Source organism: Bradyrhizobium barranii subsp. barranii, assembly GCF_017565645.3.
GTDB lineage: Bacteria > Pseudomonadota > Alphaproteobacteria > Rhizobiales > Xanthobacteraceae > Bradyrhizobium > Bradyrhizobium barranii.
In genome coordinates this window covers 9,689,231-9,707,927 of the sequence record NZ_CP086136.1, presented here as the reverse complement: position 1 = coordinate 9,707,927, position 18,697 = coordinate 9,689,231, and the positions used below count along the sequence as shown (strand labels likewise).

Sequence of the window (18,697 nt, the reverse complement as noted above, 5' to 3'; positions counted from 1 at the left end):
CGTTAGCCCGCCTTCTTCAGCCAGTCCTTTTGGGCCTGCGTCATCGGCGCGGAAAATGCCGCATCGATCTGCTCGCGGGTCGTGATGGTGCCCGCCTCGATCCCGCTGAGCACGTCTGCCGAGACCGAGAAGCAGGCATTGATGTGGGTGAGCAGCTCGACGTTCATCTGCTCGATGTCCGTGGCGCTGAGCTGATACACAGCACCATCGGCAGCATGCCAAGGCGTAATCACCGCGCTGCTCGCCTGAGCTGCGAAATACGCGCCCGAAATCTTGGCCTGCGCCCGGTCATCGGTCTTGATCGGCATGTCCGACTCCAGCGTGATCCCGGCTTGCTCCTTTAGCCAGCGCTTCGACGCGGTGTAGGTGTCCAGCATCCCGCCAGGATAATGCTCAGCGAACATCGAACGCAGGTCGGCGAACTCGATGGGCGCGGCGTTGTTGCCGCCCGCGACAAATGCCTGGTAGCCTTCATCGCTGATCGGCACGCTCGCCGCTTTCAAGCTCGACCACACATTGCTTTGGTCCGTGCCGATGAACCAATACCAGTCCCTGATGTCGAACTGCCTCATACGTACTGCCCTCCGGTCTGCGTCGTTCCGGCAACGGTGCCGGGGAAGAAGTTCACGCCGCCGCCCGACGTGCCGATGGTGCCGTTCATTCCAGCGTAATACTTCGCTCCAGTGACGTTGCCGGGATTGTTGATGGTGAACCGGCTCGGCGGCACGCTGATCGCGCCGCCCTGCGTGGCATAGGCGCAAGCGCTGCCGACCGTGATCGGGTTCGCGATGGTCTGCGTGGTGCCATCGTTCCAAGAGATCAGGCCGTTGAGGAACGACCAGTACATCTCGCCGCAGTTGCCGGTGAAGGTGTGGACGCCGATGTTGACGTTGGCCTGATAGGCTTCGAACACCGCGCCCGTGCAGTAACCGCTGCGAGTGTTGTTGGTGAAGAGCGTCGCGCCGTTCGTGGCGATAAAGCCGCCGCCGGGACCAGCGGCATTGTTCGTCGTCGCGACCGTGATGCCCTCGCAAGTCAGCGTGTTGACGCCCGAGACGATGCATGCGTGGGTGTTCTGCCCGGTGACGACCACGTTCTGCGGGTTGGCGACGTTGCCCGTCACTTTGATGTTCGGCCCCGACCAGTATGGCGTGGAGAAACCGGTGTAGCTCGCGCTGTCTGCGAGGTGGATCGTGATGGTGTACTGCGACGGCGGATAGATATAGGCGAGGCTAATCGCCCGCTGGATGTTCTTGAGCGCGTGCGACGCATCGTTGGCGGTGCCGTCATTGGCATCGTTGCCGATGGCGTAGTTGACATAAATATCGAGGTTCTGGGTGAGCAGGCCGGCGCCGCCTGACATACCAGCACCGGACAGCTGGAAATTGGTGCCGTCGTAAACGTAAAGCTGGATCGAACCCGCTGTGACGTCGTTGGCCTTCAGGTCGGTGCCGTCGCGCCGCTTGACCGGCTTGAAGGTCAGGCCATTGATCGACAGCACGGTCGCGCCAGTGTTCGACGTTGCCGCTAAGATGTAGACGCGCAGGCCTCTGTAGTAGGCCGTGAGGGCGGGCGTCGGGTTCAGCGACATCTGGTTGACGACGCCGCCGTCGACTCCGAATTGCGTCAACCCCGACTGGATGCCCTTCGATAGCTGATGCAGATCGCCGTTGTCCGGCGTCGCCAGCCCGTTGTCGCTGATGAAGTTGACGATCTCGCGCTGGGGATACTCGATGGATGCAGCGGGCGGGATCGAGCCCATCTGCCCCGTGGATGGATCGCCATTGATGTAGGGCGCGTTGGTGTCGCTCACACCGTAGGGCTGATTGTATTTCATGCGCGCGTCCTCGTTCGCAGCATCCGCGAGGTTGCTGCGCTGGCTGAGATTGAAAGGTGGTTGAGCCGCTGCTACGGCGTGCCCGCCATCGGGTCGCCTGGCGTCAGGCCGGAATAGTCGTAGACAATCTGGGTATGCGCGGGCTTCCAGCGCGCGAGGATGCATTCGAGGTCTTGCGCGTGTCCGATGCGCAGATGCGGATCAACGCCGCACTGTCCCGATGCGCAGCGAAACCACTGCAGGTCCGCTTGATGGACGTGCACGGTCCAGTAATAGCGGTTCTCTGGAGGCCCAAGGCCGTAGTTCGGCCACTCGCTCAATTCGCCGTTCGCGACGGGCTCGCCGTTCGGGTCCATGATCGGGCGGCCCCAGGCATCCTGCATGAAGGTGCCATCGCCATAGACGCGACCATCACCGCAGCAATCGATGCCGACCATGAACGGCCGATATTCGGTGATGGTGATGGTGTACCCGAGGAAGGCAGCGAAGTTGATGTAGAACTCGCGCGATTGCGAGCCGTACAGCGTCATGCGCGCGACCAGGGCAGCTTGGCGCTGGGCGATGGTCTGCGGGGCGGTATAGCAGGGATCGGGCAGACCCCAGTTGCGCTCCCAGTCGGGCAGCAGCTCGACCGTCTTGCGCGGATCGCTCTCGGTCTCCAGCAGATCGGCGGCGCGTCCGTCGACGTAGCCCCAATAGTTGTTCAGGCCATCGCAGGCCTGCCACAGCGTGCTGTCGATGGAATGCTTCGGCCACGCCTGGCCCTGCGGCAGCAGCTCCAGGAAGGCGTCGCGATAGTCGCTGCCCGCCCTGCGGATGTGCCGGTCACTCATTCGTACAGCACCGTTCCCAAGACAGCCATGCTGCCGATGTTGGGCATGACAAAGTCGTTATTGGTGACGAGATCGAACGAGATCACGCTCGGGGCCTGCATGATCGCGGCGCTGATCCAGGCCGAATAGATCGTCTGACCAGGCGCGGCCATCCGGAACAGCATGTCCTTGAGCTGCGCCTCGATCTCGGCCTGGCACTCGGTGGTGTTCGGGTTGAGGTCGGCTATCGTCAGGTCGAGGAAGTTCTTGATCGGCGCGGCGACGAAGCAGTCCTTCACCGTGACGGGCCTCATCTTGTCGATATAGGCACCGACTGCCGCAACGTCGAGCGGCAGCGGGAAACCATCGTTATCGGCACGCAGGTCGTCCATCATGAAGCGGACGGTCATGGTGCCAATGCCTTGCTCGACATTGGCCCAGGCCCGCGTAACGCCAGGGACCGCCAAGGCCCACGAAACATAGTCGGCTTGCGCGCCACCCATCGGCGGGTTGCGGATGCGCTGCAGGATGCGGGCCCGCAGCTCGTCGTCGGTCTCGGTGTCGGTGCCGCCCGTGATGCCGTGGCCGTACGCTACCGAGCTGACGCCAGGGATCGTGGGCGTGATCGTCAGCGCCGAGCCGTCCGGCAGATTGCCGAATGATCCTGCATCGACCGCGCGGATGTTGCCGGTCACTGGCGCACCGGCCGAGGTCGTGATGTCCTCCAGCGTCTCGAAGGTCACCACGGTGTTCGGCGAGCTGTAATCGAGCGGCAGGCCAACCGCGCTCGGCAGCTGCGTCCCGGTCGGGATCACCGTGCCATCGACGATGCCCTGGAATTGCGCCGTGCCAGTCGAAAGCGTGGCCATCTTGCGGCCGGTCGAGCCGTCCGCGTTGACCAGCCAGATTTGCCCGTGCCTATCGAGCCACTCGGTCTCGGCCGTGTCGGGCAAGAGCTGCAGCGACAGCCAATCGACATATTGCAGCGTCAGATGGCAGAGCGCGCCCTGGTTATCCGAAAGGACCCGCAGCACGCTGTTCGGGACGTTGGCATCCGCTCCAGGCAAAGAAGCGTTGACCGCATCGCGCACGAGCTCGCGCACCGCGCGCAATGTCGGCGTGCTCCACGGCATCCTACTTCCTCTGGCGTTGGCTTATGTTATCGATTGCCCAGAGCGGGCGCAGGTTGGAGAGCGCAAAGCATTCCAACACTTCATCAGGCAGGCGAAACGTGCTTCTCGGCTTTATATGGTCTAGGTGCCATTCACCGTAATTGGCCCACGACATTCCGGGTAGGAATTGCGAGGCGATGTGGCGTCTCAGTTCGTCGCCGTTGCGTCTCATACTCGCGGCGCTTTTCGGGATGCCTTCGGCGGAAACGTCGCCATCTCGCCCGCGCTTTTCTCGGTTCATGCGTTCTGCATTGCGTCCCAGAGGACGGCGTAGCGAAGCTCGATTTCGGGAAGGGGCCCGCGATAGATGCGCAGCAGGGCATCGACCCGCTGTGGGTCAACTCGAGTGACCCACACATCGAAGCCCGAGCAAATCTTGCGGTCGACGAACGGCTGGATCGCTGCCGCGATGTAGTTCTCGACCATCACCAGCGTCGAACCCTGGCGCGCCTGGGCCGGTGTGATCTTGGAGCGGCGCAGCAGCCACAGCTTGGAGCCGATGTCCCAGCCGCCCCAGATGGCCTGGGCATCCATATCGCCCCACCAGCCCATCCGATCATTGGAGTCCGGGTCGGGCAGGATATCGTTCGGGCCTGCGAGCGCGTTGGTGCCGAGCGCGACGATGATCGCGGTGGCGAGCGCCTGGGTGTCGTCCAGCGTGCCATCCGGCAGCAACGACCAGTCGACCGTGACGGAATACTGCGGAAAGACGTTGTTCTGGACCAGCCGGATGTCGGGGACGTTGTATCCCGCTGGCATCGGTTCACCCGATTTTGCCGAGCGAGTTCACGCACGGGCCTGACAGCGTCACCAGGTAATCGAATGATGCTTTGCCAGCCTCCGCGCCGACATAAACTTTCTTGTCGGTGTGGCAGTGCAGGTACGTGTTGCCATCGGCCAGCGCGAGATGGCACTGGTTGCCGCCCATTCGCGTCTTGTCTTTGGTGACCTCGACAAACAGCGGCGACTTCTGGCCGTCCTTGTAGAGCGATTGCTGGCCGCGCTTCTGCTGCTGCTGGCCACCTTGCTGGGCAGAGCCACCGCTCGAACTGCCGCCCGCATCGCGCGTCGCCGCCTGGCCGCCCGCCGAGCCGCCGCCCGACGAGCCGCCGCCCTGGTCCATCGTCGAGTTGCTCTCGCTGTCCTGCTGGACCAGATGCATGCGCACGGTCTTGTCCTGCGGCGCGGTCCAGAAGCCTCCGTCCTTCGTCAGGTGGAATTGCTGCTTGTCGCCGCGCCCGCGAAACATCGCGGTGTCGCCTTTATCCAGCTTAAAGAGCCGGTGGCGGCGATCATCCATCATTGCGATGGGGAACGAGCGGCTGCCGCCCATGAAGCTGGTGAAATGCTCGGCGGCGGACTTGATTTTGCCCTGGGCGTCCTTCTCGGCGTCGAAAACCACCGACGTGAAGCCGTAGTTCTGGGGAGCCTCGCATCCCTTGCGCGTCTCGTTGTGCATGAAGTTTCCAGCCATCTCCTGCAGAAACTTGCTGTCATCGACCTGATCGACGACGCCGCGTGCGCCGCCAGCGGAGTAGCTCCGCAGGGAGCTGTTGAGCGGCGTGGCCCGGTGCATTGCCTATTTTCCCACGTTGTAGGTTGGATGCGCGTTCAGAAACTCTGGATTGACGCACGTGAGCACGGTTATGCTCCCGCGCTTGTCGTCCTGGGTGAAGATGACCTGCTGGATCGCGAGTTCTTCATCGAGCATCGCCATTGGCGAATAGACGTGAACGTGCTCGCCCTCGCTCCAGAGCGCGACGCCTTCGCGCAGCCAGCCCTGCACGGTGATGGTGGCCTGGATTTGCTGGCCGTCGTGGATGCGCTGTTCGAAGTCCGCCCGGAGCTTCATCTCGCCCTGCGACTTCACCGACTCCTCAATCGGCGTGATCAGCTTGCTATGGAGGACGTTCGCGAGGCTGGTGTTCTGGACAGCCTGCTGCTCGCTGGCGTCGGTCATGTTGTGATCGTCGCTGCCCTGCGAGCTGCCGCGAACATCGTAGGTCTCGAACACCATCGTCGAGTCGATGATGCACTGGCAGGACAGAATGTTCTTGCCCTCGATCAATCCAGCGACGGGCGCGAAGCTGTGCTCGCCGATCAGCAGGAAGTTGCCAAAGGCATCGCAGGCCAGCCTAGCGCAGCGGTCCCGCGCGATGCGCTCCATGAAATCCCAGACCGGCTCGCCAGTATTGTTCTGCAGCTTGTCGAACGGGGTCATATCGACCTGGCCGACCACCTTGACGCCCGCGCCGTAGGGGGCCCAGACCTCCTGCGCGATCTGGACGATGTTTTTGTTATCGAAGCTGCCGGTCTTGGTATCGACGCTCGATTTGGCACCCAGCGCGGTATAGCTCTTGCCGATGAGCATCACGCCGTGGCTGAAGGCGTCATAGGCAACCTGGCGCACCTCGATGAAACCGGTGATGGCGAGAAAGCCAGCCAGATAGACGCTGCAAAGGTCACCCGGCTTGAACTGCAGCTTCTGCCAATCGGGAAACGGGCCGCCCTGTTTAAAGACCGGGTCGCGCTCTGCCGCGCTGAACTGGAAATAGGCGTAGGAGTCGCCCCAGTTGCGACGGACCATGACGAATTCCCAGTCCTCGAACTTCCGGCCATTGACGACCAGGACGGCGACTTCCTGCGGTTTCGGCATCGGTCACGCCGACAGTGCTTCGCCGAGCATCGGGCAGAAAGCGGGATGCACGACCTTGTTCTCGTCGCGCAGCTCCTCGGCGCGGGAGGCGTCATCGTAGAGCTTGTACGCCATGACTAGGCTCGGCAGCGGTTTGAAGAATTGATATTTCAGCATGCGCGGTAGCGGCAGCGCGGTCTGCACCAGGTGATTGGTGATTGCCCCATGCAGCGTGATCAGCGACTGAAACGTCATCTGATCCATATCGTCGGCGGCGATCTCCTCGGCGTCCTGGAACGGCTGGAACAGCGCGGCCTTGATCGCATCGACCTGCTGGCGGCTGACGAACGTCATTCCCGCCAGAATGTAGCCCTCGGTCGCCAGGCAAAGCCGGATGCCCGCGTTCTGGAGCAGCACCGCGCCGAGCGAGACGGGTTTCTCCCGCTCGATATGGCCGCGCACCGTTACGAGCTGTTGCCAGGTGATGCCCGCTTGGCGCGCCTGGTCGAAGCAGTTGTCGAGGGGCGGCCCTATCGCGTCCTCGATCAGCAGCTTGTACGCATTGACCCGCGTGTCGCCGATGGCCGTCCTGGCGTCGAGGCCTGCATGGCCTTTCGCCGGGACGAACGACAGCAAGAGCGCCAGCATCCGGTCAACGAGCGGAGCGGCCTCGTTCGCATCTGTGCGCTTCATGCGTCAACCGTTGCTGTGCCGATGGAGGGCGACGGCGGCGCAAGCGAGCGCTGCACCTGGTCGCGAACGTTCTGCGATGCCTTCGCCAGCGTCGCCTGGGTGTCCTCTTGGCCGGGATCGAACAGCGGGTCGATGCCGTATTCCACGAAGGTGATGTCGAAGGTGCAGAAGCCGCCGAAGCGCTCCTCTTCCGTCATCCGGTATTTCGTCACCACCACGGTTTGCGGCGGCTGCGTCGAAAGCTGCAGGATGCCAGGACCTTCGGTCTCCAGCGCATCGATCAGCCGGTCGCGCACCTTGCGATAGTCAGTGCGGTACAGGTCGTCGTCGTCGCGGGAGTAGACGATGCAATAGGCGCGGATCGAGAACTCGCGCGCTGCACGGCCCATATCTTCCGCGTAGGGATATTCTTTCTTCGGAAACTGATGCTCGACGATGCGACGCCCGCCTTCGCGGGTGTTGGCCTCGCAATGGAACGGCGCGTTATTGTAGGTCGCCCGCACCCAGTCATCGCGCCAGCTCGGCTTGTTCGGCGTGATTTCGAAGATCGTGGTCATATCGACAGCGTCTCCGGTCCCTTACGTGCGGGCTCCATCTGGGTCTGACGATTGATCTCAACATCCTTGAAGATGCCGCCGCCTTGGGCACCGACCTTGGTGCCCTTGGGCGCGTTCACATCGACGCTGATCTTGCCGGAGCCCTCGACCTTGTTGCCAGCGGCCATCTTCCGGTCGAGCTGTTCGCGCGCAAACCGCGCGCTGTCGGCGACTGAGAAGTCGACGCCGCCACGTCGACCTTCCCAATAGACGCCGCCACGTCGACCTTCCCAATAATTGTAAACCTCTTTGTAGCCCGGAACGCGACCCGGCAGCCTCGCGCCTGGATCGGACGCCATGCCCTGATTGGTGCGGCCCTGGATGTAGTCGCTGCCGCCGACCGCTTCGGCCAGGTTCTTGTCGAATTGCGCCCGCTCGTTTTCGCTGACGGGGCGCGTGATCCCTTTATTGATTGGGCCGTAGAAGCCGCTGCGCAATTCCCGGCCAATCGAATAGCCCGGCACCTTCTGCCGCACCATCTGGACGCGGTTCATCAATGCTTCGACTGTCGGAGTGCCACCGCCCTCCGATTTCATCATCCTGTAGAGCAGCTCTTTGCTGGCGGGGTCCTTGTTGACTTCCGCCATCATCGCGGCGCGTTCGTTGCTGCCACCGCCTCCATGCGCGCCGTCTGCCGCCGCTGGCGTGTCGCCAGCTCCCGCGCCTGTGCCGGGGCCAGCGACTTGTCCGTTCGGCGAGCCGCCGCGACGGAATGAGTAGCCCTTCAGCGCAAACTGCGACTCGAACCCGCGTCCCTGGTTGCCGCCAAGCCCGGTGAACGTCCCCGCTTTCCGGTTGATGTCTTCAACGATGGTGACATGGCTTCCGGTTTGTCCGGTGCGCACGCCTCGGTCGGCGACCGCGATGTCGCCAGGCTGCACGTCTCCCGGTGCGACCGGCGTGCCCCAGTTGCGCCAATTCGATGCAACGGCCGCGCCTTTCGGGGGCGTACCGCCGACCGACTTCACGACAGATGCTGCGAACTCACCGCACCAGCTGCCCGCCTTGGGGTAGCCCTGCGAGCGCATGAAGCTGTCGACGGCTCCAGGGCCGCCGTGCAACGCGACCGAGCGCGCCTTGGCCAGGATGTCGGACGGCACGCTGGGATCGCCTGCGGGGCCGCTCTGCGGGCCGCCTGTCGAGCCGCCCGTGTCGCTGCCATAGGGCGAACCACCGCCGCCGCCGAAGCCGTGCCCGCCGCCGAACGGACCCATGCCACCGCCGCCGCTGCCGCCGTAGCTGAAGCCCTGCGGGCCGCCCGTGGTGAACGAGGCATTCTGCAGCAGTGGACTGCGACCACTGCCGCCGCCCGTGAAGCTCATCGGCGAATAGCCGCCGCGCGCAGCATCTTGTCTGAACAGATCGAACGAGTCTTTCAGGCGCTTCGCGGCGTCGGTGTTCTCTTCGGTCGCTTTCTTCTGGTCTTCGGCCTGCGGCGTGCCGAGCTGGAGCGGCCCCCGGAATTTGCCGAACGTGTCCTGGATCGACTTTTTCGCCTCGTCAGGCTTGGCCAGTTCGTAATTCTTCTTCAGCCACTCGTGGATTTCCTTGCTGATTTCCAGGAAGGTCTTCGCCGCCTTGATCGCGGGGTCGAGGAACGGGGCCTTCAGCTCCTCGATGATGTCGGACCATTCGCCACTGATCTCGCCAGTGAGGTTGGCGAACTCGCGCGCCTTGGCGATCCGCTCATTCTGGATGCGCTGATCTTCCGCCGACAGCTGGTTGAGGCGTTCCTTCGCCTCCATCGTCTTGTCCCAAAAGTGCGAGGTAAAGGCGTTCGCACGGTTGGTCGCTTCTTGCAGCGTGTAGCCGTTGGCGAGCGCGTTCTTCAGGACGTTGTTGCGGGCCTCGGCAACAGCGTTATATCGCTCTTCCTCGGACCTCGCGTGGACGATCTTGTCGAGGAATTCGCGCATGCTCGCCTGCGCCTGCGGCGTCGGTCCCGCCATGTGGAGCAGCTCGCGGCGCAGCGCGCTGCCCTGGCGGTTGAGGTCGGCAACCGCCTCCGACATCTTGCCGAGATTGGCTTTCGTCTGGTCCGCGCTGACGCCAACGGCCTCGAACTGGCTGATGATGTTTTTCATCGCCGCTGGATCGACGCCGATCTGACGCGCCGCCTGGCTGATGCCGCGCAGCTCCTCGGCCCACTTTTTCAATTCGCCGATTTGCCGCGTCATCTCGACGCCGAACAGCGCCAAGCCGCCTGCGCCCGCGACCAGACCGCCGCGGAAAGTGCCGAGGGCCTTGAACGCGTCCCCGAAGCCGCCGGAGGCCTCCTTGAAGACCTTGTTCAGCTCCTCGGTCCCACGCCGCATCTTCTCGTGGGCTTCCTTGACCTGCGGGCCGCCCATCTCCTTCGTTTTCTCGACGATCTTGTCGAGGCCAGCCGACGCATTGTCGACCAGCGAGACGACAAGCTTTAGCTCCTCCTGCTCGTTGGGCATCAGTCGTCGTCTTTCGGGGGCTGCTGTCTGCGGTCCAGCGTCGCGGTGCGCTCAAGGTGAATGCGCACCTCGCTGAACGGCATCGACAAGAACGTTTCCGGGCTGACGTGGTACCAGCGCGCCAGGCGGTAGCAGTCGAGGATGATCTCGTCCTCGTCGCCTACCAGGCCCGTGGATCGGGCAGAAAAAAATTTCGGAGCTTCATCGCCACGGTATTCCAGTCGCGTGGATGCATGTCCTCGATGAACGGCGCGAGGATGTCGGAGAGCGCCGCAATCATGTAGGTCATCTTGCGCTCGTCCCAGACCACGTCGCCGTCCTGGTTGATGCGGACCGGATTGCCGTAGCGGTTGATGTCGCCCGCGCGGGGCTCGCGCAGGCTGATCTCCGTAATCTTCTTGCCCTTATTGTTGTGAATCGGCTTGTTGATCAGCTTCACCACGAGCGGCCATTCGTCCTGCCACATCGGCGGCAGCTCGGCTGGCGACGCTTCGACCTCGGGCGGCGGCATGGAACGCGACGGCTTTGCGTCCGCCTGGGGCAGCGCCTCGGCGTCGATGATCTTCGGCGTCGGCTTGTCGTCGATGAAGCCTTCTCGTTTCGGCGCGACGTTCATGCGAGGCTAACCTCCTGGCAGGTCACGCCCTCCCAGCGCACGCGCACCTGACCATCGCGCGTGTTGTTCTCGAAGCCGCCTTTGCAGGTCCCGCCCGTGAGGATGTACTGCATGTTGTTGGCGAGCTGTGCGACGACGGTCACGTCGGTCTCGGCGAGCAGGTCCTCCAGATAAAAGCCCGGAAGCGTCGAGAGATCGCCCTCGATGTACGGCACGCGCGGCAGCTCCTGATAACCGTGCACGCCGTCCTGGCCTGCGATCATCGTGCGCTCGACCGGCGACGGGCTGACGGTGAAGTTGCCGCGCAGCGCAAGCTGCGTGCCATCCACCGTCAGAAAGGCAATGCCTGCAATTCTCTGGGCCATTGATCAGTCTCCTTTCGGTCGGCCAGCACCGAACGCCGCGACAGGAATGGCGCGGTTGTGCAGGCCTGAAATGTGATGGGACGGTTAGGCCGCGCCCGAAGCCGCGTTGTACGGGCCCGTGCTGTTGCCAATGATCTGGGTGTCGATGCCCCGGTCGTACTGCAGCCTGAACTGCGCGAGCACCGCGAAGATGCGGAGCTGGTTGATGAGGTCGGGCGGGTACAGCACGTTGACCCGGTTCGGGTCGTTCGGATCGCGCTCGACTTGCAGGTTGCGCTTGAAGTTGACCAGGTCCTCGACCAGGCCGTCGTACATATCCTGCTGGTACTGGTTGATCAGCTCGGCCTTGATAATGCCGGGAGTGACGATGGCCTGGCCGGGACCGAACTTGGTCCCGTCGTTGGCCAGCTTGTGCCTTGGGAATTTCGAGGTAATCGCGTGCTTCTGATTGCGCAGAAGCTTGGCCAGCGTCGCCAGCGTCGTCATCAGCTCATAGGCATCGTCCGGCTGACCGTAGAGGTTCATCTGGTAGGTCGTCTGCTCTCGGGCGATCATCGGCTGGCCGTCCGATCCGATCTTCTGGATGGCGATGCCGTTCGACGCCAGCGAGTTCAACTCGACGAAGTCGAAGCGCTGATGGATCGGAGCCGCCTTGATCTGGTTCAGCGACAGCGCCTGGAGCGGCCGTGCCGGGTCGTTGATGAAGGCGCGCTGCGTCTTGGCCGTATAGGCCGACGCCCATTCGAAGGACGGAGACGGGCTCGCAACCTCAAACCCCATGATGGACTCCACGCCGCTGTTCAACGTGTCGCCGAAGACGAGCAGCGCGCTATAGGTGCCGCGCTTGGCCGAGATCACATGACCGAAGAGCTCACGCTGCCAGCCCCAGCGGCCCTGGTCAGTGAAGCCGTATTCCTGGTCCCACTCGAACAGCGAATTGCTGTCGGTATAGGGCATTGCGACATATTCGAACGGCTCGTCACCCAGGTTGGTGATCGCGGTGGTGAACGAGGGCGTGCCGGTGCCTCCGGTCAGGAAGCCGGTCGCGGGCAAGGTGATGCCGAGTCCGACCGGCGTCTGCTGGCCGCCCGTCGAGCCGTAATAGTTCAGCGAGACGTTGATCTCGTTGGCGTTGACGCTCTTGAAGGTCGAGGTCAGCGTCACCGTCGCGGCTGCGGCCGTTGCCATGACCGGCAACGTGGTGTTGCCGTTGACGGCATCGGCGATGGCAGCGGCAATGCTGGTCGGCGTGTCGGTGGTGAGCACGTTGACCGGCACATAGTCGCCCGAGACGTAAAGATGGATGGTGCCAGCTTCGGTCGGTGCGTTCGTGATGGTGATATCGGCCGAGGCCGCCGCTGCGCCGGTCGGCTCGGCCAGGGGAAGGCCCCAGACCTCGTTGGCGAAGTTGTTCGCGAAGAAGGCCCGGAACATCCGCGACAGCTCGCTCCCTTCGCCGAATTGCGCGTCGGCTTGCGCCTGGCTGCCGATGGGCACGGCGATGTCAGGCTCGGCGGTGCCGCCGACCATGACCCCAGTCAGCAGAGCGCGCAGATTGATCGTCGGCAGCCCTGCCATGCTGGGATCGACCTCGACCCAGTAGAGCGGCACCTTGATGTTGGCAGGTATGTTGGCAAAGCTGATCGGCATGACTGGCTCTCCTCAAAATGAAAACGCCGCCCTGGTTAGGCGGCGGTGTCTTCTTGCTTCCGGTGGGATCGACCCTTGTCGCGGTGTCCGTCCTCCTCCCGCGTGATGTCGCCATCCGCGATCCGGCGCTTCGTGAACCGGTCATCCGGCCATTCCGCGCTGCCGCTCTTCGGGAAGCCGCCAGCGTGAGGATGCTTCAGCAGCCTTCGCATGGTGTCGTTCGCAGGAGTGACGCGCACGGTTTTCTGCGCAGCCCTGTTGGCCTCCCGCATCTTTTCCATCCGCTCGTTCATGCGCAGCCCGCGCAGCGATGCGTTGCTAACGGCCATTGCCCTTGCTCCTTTGCTTGAAGTCCCGCTTCGCTTGGAAGCTCGACGGGTCGAACTGATAGGTGGCGTGCAGCTGCTGGCGCTGGTCCATCTCGGCCTGCGTGTCGCCAGGTTTGATGCCGGTCTTGAGATCGATGGTCAGCAGGTCGTCGGGGATGACGGGCGACCAATAGGTGCGATGGCGGCAGGTGATGTCGTACTGCACCTCGCCGACTGGCGTTTCGTTGTTGAACGCGGCGTTGCCCCAGACGTAGCGGCGCACGCCGCGCTCGATGCTTTCAATCCTGGTGTTGTCGGGGTTCTGGAGGCCGGTGCTCGGATCGGTGGTGTCGAGCAGGTTCATGATGTACTCGTCTGGCCACAACCGGTTCATGATCCGCCAGTAAGCAGCGTCGAGCTGCGCCTCCAGCGCGTTCTGGTCGTTGTTCGCCGCCAGGGCGGAAAAGCCGATGCGCGTGGAGTGAATGAAGCGCACTTCGCCCGCATTGCCGTCGCCATCGGGCAACATCGTCTCGTCGATGATGTAGACGCCGAGATAAGGCAGGTACTCGGGCCTGGCGACCAGCATCTTGTTCTTGCGGCAGGTATAGCTCGCAAAGAAAGGGTCGGCTGACACCGCATCGAAAAACACGTTCCGGATCACATGCGAGTAGCTCTGCGTGTCGGTAACGCCCATCATATGACCGTTTCGTACTTGCGGATGGTCAGCATGGTCTGGCCGCCGCCGTCGCTGACCGCATCGACGATCTGGTATTCACCTTTCGGCACGTTGTTGCAGTCGACCGGGATGATGACGTGATCGTTCTGCATCGGCAGCACGGCGAACTCGCTCTCGCGGATATCGAGGATGGTGCGCTGGTCGGAATAGAGCGAGCCGTCGAGCGCGGTCACGTCGGTCGAATAGGTGTTGAGGATGCCGCGCCCCGGATAGCTGCTCGCAGACGGCTGCGACTTCAGCGGAACGAACGTGCAATCGACCGCCCAGAAATCGAAGATCGGCGATTGCAGCAGCACGTCCAGGTTTATGGCCATTTCATCGCCTCGGCGAGAAGCTTGGTCATCCGGTCAACCAGCTTAGTGAACAGCTCGGTGCGCAGGATCGGTCGCGTCGAGGGCGGCGGGCGGCCCGCGCCTTTCGCGCGATAGCGTTTCGGCGCAGCGACAACGGGCCGCTTCGGCCTGGTGAAGCCGCTTCCGGCCTGCTCATTGCGCGAGCGCGGCCAGATGTCGGTCTCGGCCGTCGTCTCGTCCTTCTCTTCGCTGACCTTGATGTTCGGATACTTGCGGCGCATGTCGGCGCGCTGCCACTCGACCAGCTCCTCGGGCATCTGCTTGTGGAGTTCGTCGAGCTGCTTGCCGAAGGTGCCGAACTTCTTCAGGAGTTCGTCCGCGCCTTCGACCTTGATCTCAAACATAGTAGCGCGTGTACGCCGACAGCAGCGGCTCGACCATTCCAGCCGCCATGCCGAGCGGTCCAGGGCCGCCCATCTTCTGCAGCGCCTGGTTCACATCGAAAAACTGCACGCGCGACTCGCGATGCGAAATCGACCGCACGCCAGCCGTCATCGAGCGCGATTGCCACACCCGCGCGCTCTGAACCAGCAATGCCAGTGCCTGCTTGAGGGCTGGCGGCGCTTCGTCGGGCAGCTCATAGCCGCCCGTGTACGTGATGCGGATCGGTTCGCTCCAGGACGTGTTGAAGAACTGCAGCTTGCCGCTCGCGTTCTCCAGCTCGTAGGTGCCGCTAAGGTCCGCGCCATCGGGTCCGGTGACTGACTGGATGTCGCCATCAGCGACCGGATAATGCGTGAGAAAAACCCGCCCATTGTCGGTATCAAACGGCTCGGTGTCGCCGCGCCAGGTTTCGAGGACGGTTTCCTTGGCGAAGACGCGGCGGCAGGTCGTTGCGATGATGTCGGAATAGGTCGTGATCCACATCTGCAACAGCTCGTCCTCGCTGGTATCGGTCGGGGAGATGCCGATCAGCGCCTTGATCTCATCGAGCGACGCCAGGTCGTAGCTGTCCGCTGGCTGAAGCACCTTAATGCTGATGTCAGCCATCGCTTTCCTCGTGATACTGCTCGAACAGCTCGCGGACGTTGATCGACGGGGCCTGGCTGCCGTCCGCCATGATCGGCGTGATGGTGTAGGCCGCGCGGTTGACTTCCCAACGGACGATGGCCGCAGCATTCGCTCCGGGCAGTCCGCGCGGTCCCGGCTCGCCGCGCTCGCCTTTCGGCCCCGGCTTGCCCGCGCGCCCCGCCGACGCGATCAACTGCCAGCCGTCGCCTGGGCAGGGCCCCGGATCGTCGCAGCGCGCGGCGAACGCGGAGCCGTTGAGCGCGACGATGTTCAAGAACTTGTACGCTTCGCCTTCGCGATAGGTGCCGCAGACCAACGGCATGCTGGCGTTGCGCCCAGCAGCCGCGACGCAGGCCCAGTCGCCATGCGGCGGCGGGCGCGCCGTGTCGCACCGGGCCTGATAGGTCGAGCCGTGGTGCGTGACGATATCGCCCTCGTAGTTGACGGAGCCCTCGGCGAATGGGCTCGCGGCCTTCAACTGCCCCGGCGCGCCGTCCTTGCCGTCTTGACCGGGCTCGCCCTGCGGACCGCGCTCGCCTTGCTCGCCGCGCGAACCGGGTTGGCCCTGCGGCCCTTCGCCGCCAGGCTGGCCCTTTTCGCCCGGATCGCCTTTCTCGCCTTGCGCGCCACTTTCGCCGCGCTCGCCGCGTTCGCCCTTTTCTCCGGGCTCGCCGCGCGGGCCCGGCTCGCCAGGCACGCCGCGTTCGCCAGGCGCAGCATCAAGTCCGCGTTCGCCCTGGGCCCCGCGCTCGCCCTTTTCACCGGGCTCGCCGCGCGGGCCCGGCTCGCCGCTCGCGCCCCGCTCGCCAGGCGCACCATCAAGTCCGCGTTCGCCCTGGGCCCCGCGCTCGCCCTTTTCTCCGGGCTCGCCGCGCGGCCCAGGCTCGCCGCTCGCGCCCCGCTCGCCGGGCGCACCGTCAAGCCCGCGTTCGCCCTGGGCCCCGCGCTCGCCCTTTTCACCGGGCTCCCCGCGCGGCCCAGGCTCGCCGCTCGCGCCCCGCTCGCCAGGCGCACCGTCAAGTCCGCGTTCGCCCTGGGGCCCGCGCTCGCCGGGATCGCCGCGCTCCCCAGGCTGGCCTTGCGGACCCGGAGGACCCGGCTCGCCAGGTGCGCCATCCGCGCCGTTCCGCAGCTCGGCCAGGCGCGCGTTGATCTGCTCGGCGAACTCACCGTGCAGCGTTGCGATCTGAGTTTTCAGCTCGGTGACGTGGACCCTGAGATCTGAAACGGTCGCTGCGGCCTGGGCCTCGATCAGAGCGCGCTCGCGCTGCCAATGCCGCTGCTGGGTGGCCAGTACTTCGGCCAGGGCCTCGCGCCAGGCGTCAAGGAGTAAGTCGCCGCCGTCCGATGTGTTCGGTGAGCCTAAATAGGTTTCTGACTTCCCGTTGAATGTCATCGCGGTTGCCTTTTTCGGGCGGGAGCGGTGCCGGTGGTGCCGATGGCGGCGCAGGCGTGGGCGGGATTTTTCCCGCTGCGCTCAACGGAACGACTTGCTGCTGCACGCGCGGCTCGTCGCCGAACGCGACGGCGTCGAGGCCCTCTTGCTGACGAGCCTCGTTGGGCGCGAAGATGCCGCCCTGGACGCCGCGCGCCAGCGCTTCGATACGGTCCTTCATCGCCGACCGAAGCAGTGCCGCCGTGTCGAACTCGACATATTCGTCGGGCTGGCCTTTCAGCGCGAACAACACGCCGAAGGCTTCCTCGATGTGGTTGAGGCAGAAGCCCAGACCCGAAGCGATCCAGCTTTGCATCAGCAGCTCGGTCGAACCGTAGGCTGCACCGCCGAGGCCGAGGATTTGCAGCGGAATGCGAAAGGCAAGCGCGATGTGCTCGTTCGACAGCTTGAGCATATCGGCCGTCGCCGCGTCCCTGCCGCCGACCGACCAGGGCTGCACCTTCAGCCCCGCCGTCAGGATCGGCGTGCCGCCCTGGTGCAAAGCCTTGGCTTGGTCGTTCCAGCGGTCGCGCAGCGCCTGGACCTGATCCTTGTCGAGGACCAGGTCGGTAGACAGCACCGCCGAGGGCCGCGCCTCGTTCATGTAGAACGCTGCCTGCTGGCGAGCGATAGCGTTGCCGATCCCGATGTCGCCATAGGCAGCAACGATGGGGCTCTCGCCGATCAACGGGACCGGGTAACGCTGCCTCTGCGTGTGCAGCCGGATATGCAGCACGTCCCGCATCGGCACCAGCACGGTGGACTCGCCGAGCCTCGCCGAGATCACGTCGTTGCCGTGCAGCTGGTAGAAGATTTCGCCGCCGATGGCGATGCGAGGAAACGACTGCTCCGGTTTCATCAGGTGCAGCTCGTCGATCTCGTAGCGGTCGTTCCTCAACGCCAACGCATAGCAGTTGCCGTCGAGATACAGTGACCGGGTCGCGTTCAGCAGGAAGTCGCTGATCGACTGATAGTCGTTAGGATGACGCAGCAAACGGGCGAGCGCCGAGTTCTTGACCCGGTCACGCCCGCCCTTGCTGTTCAGCCGCCAGTGATCGCCAGGACACATGGCGACGGTTTGCGCATAGGCCGAGACGCAGGCCTCCACCATCGGCGACTGCGCTGACGGCCCGATAGGGTCGTAACCCATCTGCCACCAGTTCAGATATTCGCCCACGCCAGCAGGAAGCCAGCCGCCCGTGATCGGCAGGTGATACGGACCAGGACGGTACCCGCCCTCGACCGACCTCGAAATCAGGCGGTTGAGACGGGCAAGCCAGTTCGCCATCGACCTGCCAACGCCTATTCAGCACGCTGCGCGCGGGTCGAATAGGTCTGCGGCCTGGCGTGCGGCTTGTCGGCGTCGAGCGCCTTGTTGTGCGGATCGGGCGCGCTGCCGTCGTCCTCGTGCTGGAGGATATGGCCACCGCTCAGCGCGATGTCGTTCTCCTCCTGCGTCGGCGTCGGCTTGCCCTTCGTCCGCGCAGCATATTCGGCACGCGACTTATCAGCGGCCTTCTTGTCCTCGGCGACCGCCTTCTTGGCAGCCTCGGTCGCCGGATCGTCAGCCAGTTTGGTCATTTGCGGCTCCTTGGTTTCGGGGGCTCCTCGGTCGTCGCGAAGTTGACGAAGGTGAACGTCACGACGCGGCTGTCGCCTGCGGGGTCACGGACGAACAGCTCGTAGTCGCCTGCCGGTCCCGCGAACCCGACAATCGAGGCGCGCAGCTCGCTGCCCGCAATCGTCATCGTGGTCGCTTGCGGCACGCCGTCGAAAACGATCACCGATTTGTCGGTGAAGTTGCCGCCGTTGACGACCAGATCGACGTCAGGCAATGGCCCGGAGTTCGGCGCAAAGGTGCCGATTTCCGGCTCCGGCACGCCCGGCCCGCCGGGAGGCTGGGTCGGGTCGGGCGAGTTCGGATCGACTGGCGAGCCATCCCACTCCTTGATGACGACATGCTCGCCTTCTGCAGCGCGATCATTCTCGCTCTGCGTCGGCGTGGGTTGAACGCCCGCCATGATCCCCTCC

23 protein-coding genes are annotated in these 18,697 nt (G+C 64.1%); 1 reads left to right on the top strand and 22 read right to left on the bottom strand.

All coding sequences use genetic code 11. The features are described 5' to 3' along the window. Positions 1–2: 2 nt before the first annotated feature. From J4G43_RS47195 to J4G43_RS47105, 19 genes are all read right to left on the bottom strand, one after another. Positions 3–572, bottom strand: a complete 570-nt coding sequence (locus tag J4G43_RS47195) for a DUF4376 domain-containing protein (protein ID WP_208088939.1) — start codon at positions 570–572, stop codon at positions 3–5. Continuing rightward, a complete protein-coding gene (locus tag J4G43_RS47190) occupies positions 569–1,837 on the bottom strand; it encodes a hypothetical protein (RefSeq protein ID WP_208088938.1) in 1,269 nt (422 codons plus the stop codon). The genes J4G43_RS47195 and J4G43_RS47190 overlap by 4 nt, the downstream gene beginning before the upstream one ends. Before the next feature lie 71 nt (positions 1,838–1,908). Continuing rightward, positions 1,909–2,670 (bottom strand): YmfQ family protein, encoded by a 762-nt coding sequence (locus J4G43_RS47185; RefSeq protein ID WP_208088937.1) that lies wholly within the window; start codon positions 2,668–2,670, stop codon positions 1,909–1,911. Then, entirely contained in the window at positions 2,667–3,782 is a 1,116-nt protein-coding gene (locus J4G43_RS47180) for a baseplate J/gp47 family protein (RefSeq protein WP_208088936.1), read from the bottom strand. Before J4G43_RS47180 ends, J4G43_RS47185 begins: the two co-directional genes overlap by 4 nt. A gap of 276 nt (positions 3,783–4,058) precedes the next feature. Continuing rightward, positions 4,059–4,580, bottom strand: coding sequence for a phage GP46 family protein (locus J4G43_RS47175; RefSeq protein ID WP_208088935.1), 522 nt, complete (start codon positions 4,578–4,580; stop codon positions 4,059–4,061). Positions 4,581–4,584: 4 nt separating this feature from the next. Further along, entirely contained in the window at positions 4,585–5,397 is an 813-nt protein-coding gene (locus J4G43_RS47170; protein ID WP_208088934.1) for a phage baseplate assembly protein domain-containing protein, read from the bottom strand. A 3-nt stretch (positions 5,398–5,400) separates the two neighbouring features. Next, on the bottom strand, positions 5,401–6,477 hold the full coding sequence (locus tag J4G43_RS47165) for a phage baseplate assembly protein (protein ID WP_208088933.1): 1,077 nt from the start codon (positions 6,475–6,477) through the stop codon (positions 5,401–5,403). Between the two features lie 3 nt (positions 6,478–6,480). Then, positions 6,481–7,149 carry a hypothetical protein gene (locus J4G43_RS47160; RefSeq protein WP_208088932.1) on the bottom strand — a complete coding sequence of 223 codons (669 nt, stop codon included), beginning with the start codon at positions 7,147–7,149 and terminating at the stop codon, positions 6,481–6,483. After that, a complete protein-coding gene (locus J4G43_RS47155) occupies positions 7,146–7,706 on the bottom strand; it encodes a DNA circularization N-terminal domain-containing protein (protein ID WP_208088931.1) in 561 nt (186 codons plus the stop codon). The genes J4G43_RS47160 and J4G43_RS47155 overlap by 4 nt, the downstream gene beginning before the upstream one ends. After that, positions 7,703–10,189 carry a CHAP domain-containing protein gene (locus tag J4G43_RS47150; RefSeq protein ID WP_208088930.1) on the bottom strand — a complete coding sequence of 829 codons (2,487 nt, stop codon included), beginning with the start codon at positions 10,187–10,189 and terminating at the stop codon, positions 7,703–7,705. Before J4G43_RS47150 ends, J4G43_RS47155 begins: the two co-directional genes overlap by 4 nt. 160 nt (positions 10,190–10,349) lie before the next feature. Next, on the bottom strand, positions 10,350–10,805 hold the full coding sequence (locus J4G43_RS47145) for a phage tail assembly protein (protein WP_208088929.1): 456 nt from the start codon (positions 10,803–10,805) through the stop codon (positions 10,350–10,352). Next, positions 10,802–11,170: a phage tail tube protein gene (locus J4G43_RS47140; RefSeq protein WP_063685533.1), complete on the bottom strand. Its 369-nt coding sequence runs from the start codon at positions 11,168–11,170 to the stop codon at positions 10,802–10,804. The genes J4G43_RS47145 and J4G43_RS47140 overlap by 4 nt, the downstream gene beginning before the upstream one ends. An 84-nt stretch (positions 11,171–11,254) precedes the next feature. Beyond that, a complete protein-coding gene (locus J4G43_RS47135) occupies positions 11,255–12,820 on the bottom strand; it encodes a phage tail sheath C-terminal domain-containing protein (protein WP_208088928.1) in 1,566 nt (521 codons plus the stop codon). A gap of 35 nt (positions 12,821–12,855) precedes the next feature. Further along, complete coding sequence (locus J4G43_RS47130; protein WP_208088927.1) at positions 12,856–13,149, bottom strand: hypothetical protein; 294 nt, start codon at positions 13,147–13,149, stop codon at positions 12,856–12,858. Next, entirely contained in the window at positions 13,139–13,828 is a 690-nt protein-coding gene (locus J4G43_RS47125; RefSeq protein ID WP_208088926.1) for a hypothetical protein, read from the bottom strand. The genes J4G43_RS47130 and J4G43_RS47125 overlap by 11 nt, the downstream gene beginning before the upstream one ends. Beyond that, a complete protein-coding gene (locus J4G43_RS47120) occupies positions 13,825–14,181 on the bottom strand; it encodes a head-tail joining protein (RefSeq protein WP_208088925.1) in 357 nt (118 codons plus the stop codon). The genes J4G43_RS47125 and J4G43_RS47120 overlap by 4 nt, the downstream gene beginning before the upstream one ends. Beyond that, complete coding sequence (locus J4G43_RS47115; protein WP_208088924.1) at positions 14,172–14,564, bottom strand: hypothetical protein; 393 nt, start codon at positions 14,562–14,564, stop codon at positions 14,172–14,174. The genes J4G43_RS47120 and J4G43_RS47115 overlap by 10 nt, the downstream gene beginning before the upstream one ends. Beyond that, entirely contained in the window at positions 14,557–15,210 is a 654-nt protein-coding gene (locus J4G43_RS47110) for a head-tail connector protein (RefSeq protein WP_208088923.1), read from the bottom strand. Before J4G43_RS47110 ends, J4G43_RS47115 begins: the two co-directional genes overlap by 8 nt. Next, positions 15,203–15,709 carry a hypothetical protein gene (locus tag J4G43_RS47105; protein WP_225005548.1) on the bottom strand — a complete coding sequence of 169 codons (507 nt, stop codon included), beginning with the start codon at positions 15,707–15,709 and terminating at the stop codon, positions 15,203–15,205. The genes J4G43_RS47110 and J4G43_RS47105 overlap by 8 nt, the downstream gene beginning before the upstream one ends. A gap of 27 nt (positions 15,710–15,736) precedes the next feature. On the opposite strand from J4G43_RS47105, the gene J4G43_RS47100 reads away from it, so the two are divergent. Next, a complete protein-coding gene (locus J4G43_RS47100) occupies positions 15,737–16,456 on the top strand; it encodes a hypothetical protein (RefSeq protein WP_225005546.1) in 720 nt (239 codons plus the stop codon). A gap of 97 nt (positions 16,457–16,553) precedes the next feature. Here J4G43_RS47100 and J4G43_RS47095 read toward each other — a convergent pair whose 3' ends face one another. The 3 genes from J4G43_RS47095 to J4G43_RS47085 form a co-directional block, all read right to left on the bottom strand. Next, positions 16,554–17,843: a phage portal protein gene (locus tag J4G43_RS47095; RefSeq protein ID WP_208088921.1), complete on the bottom strand. Its 1,290-nt coding sequence runs from the start codon at positions 17,841–17,843 to the stop codon at positions 16,554–16,556. A gap of 125 nt (positions 17,844–17,968) precedes the next feature. Continuing rightward, positions 17,969–18,247: a hypothetical protein gene (locus tag J4G43_RS47090; protein ID WP_208088920.1), complete on the bottom strand. Its 279-nt coding sequence runs from the start codon at positions 18,245–18,247 to the stop codon at positions 17,969–17,971. Further along, the gene (locus J4G43_RS47085) at positions 18,244–18,687 is read right to left on the bottom strand and encodes a choice-of-anchor Z repeating domain-containing protein (RefSeq protein ID WP_208088919.1); all 444 of its coding nucleotides are present in this window, start codon (positions 18,685–18,687) and stop codon (positions 18,244–18,246) included. The genes J4G43_RS47090 and J4G43_RS47085 overlap by 4 nt, the downstream gene beginning before the upstream one ends. Positions 18,688–18,697 lie beyond the last annotated feature (10 nt).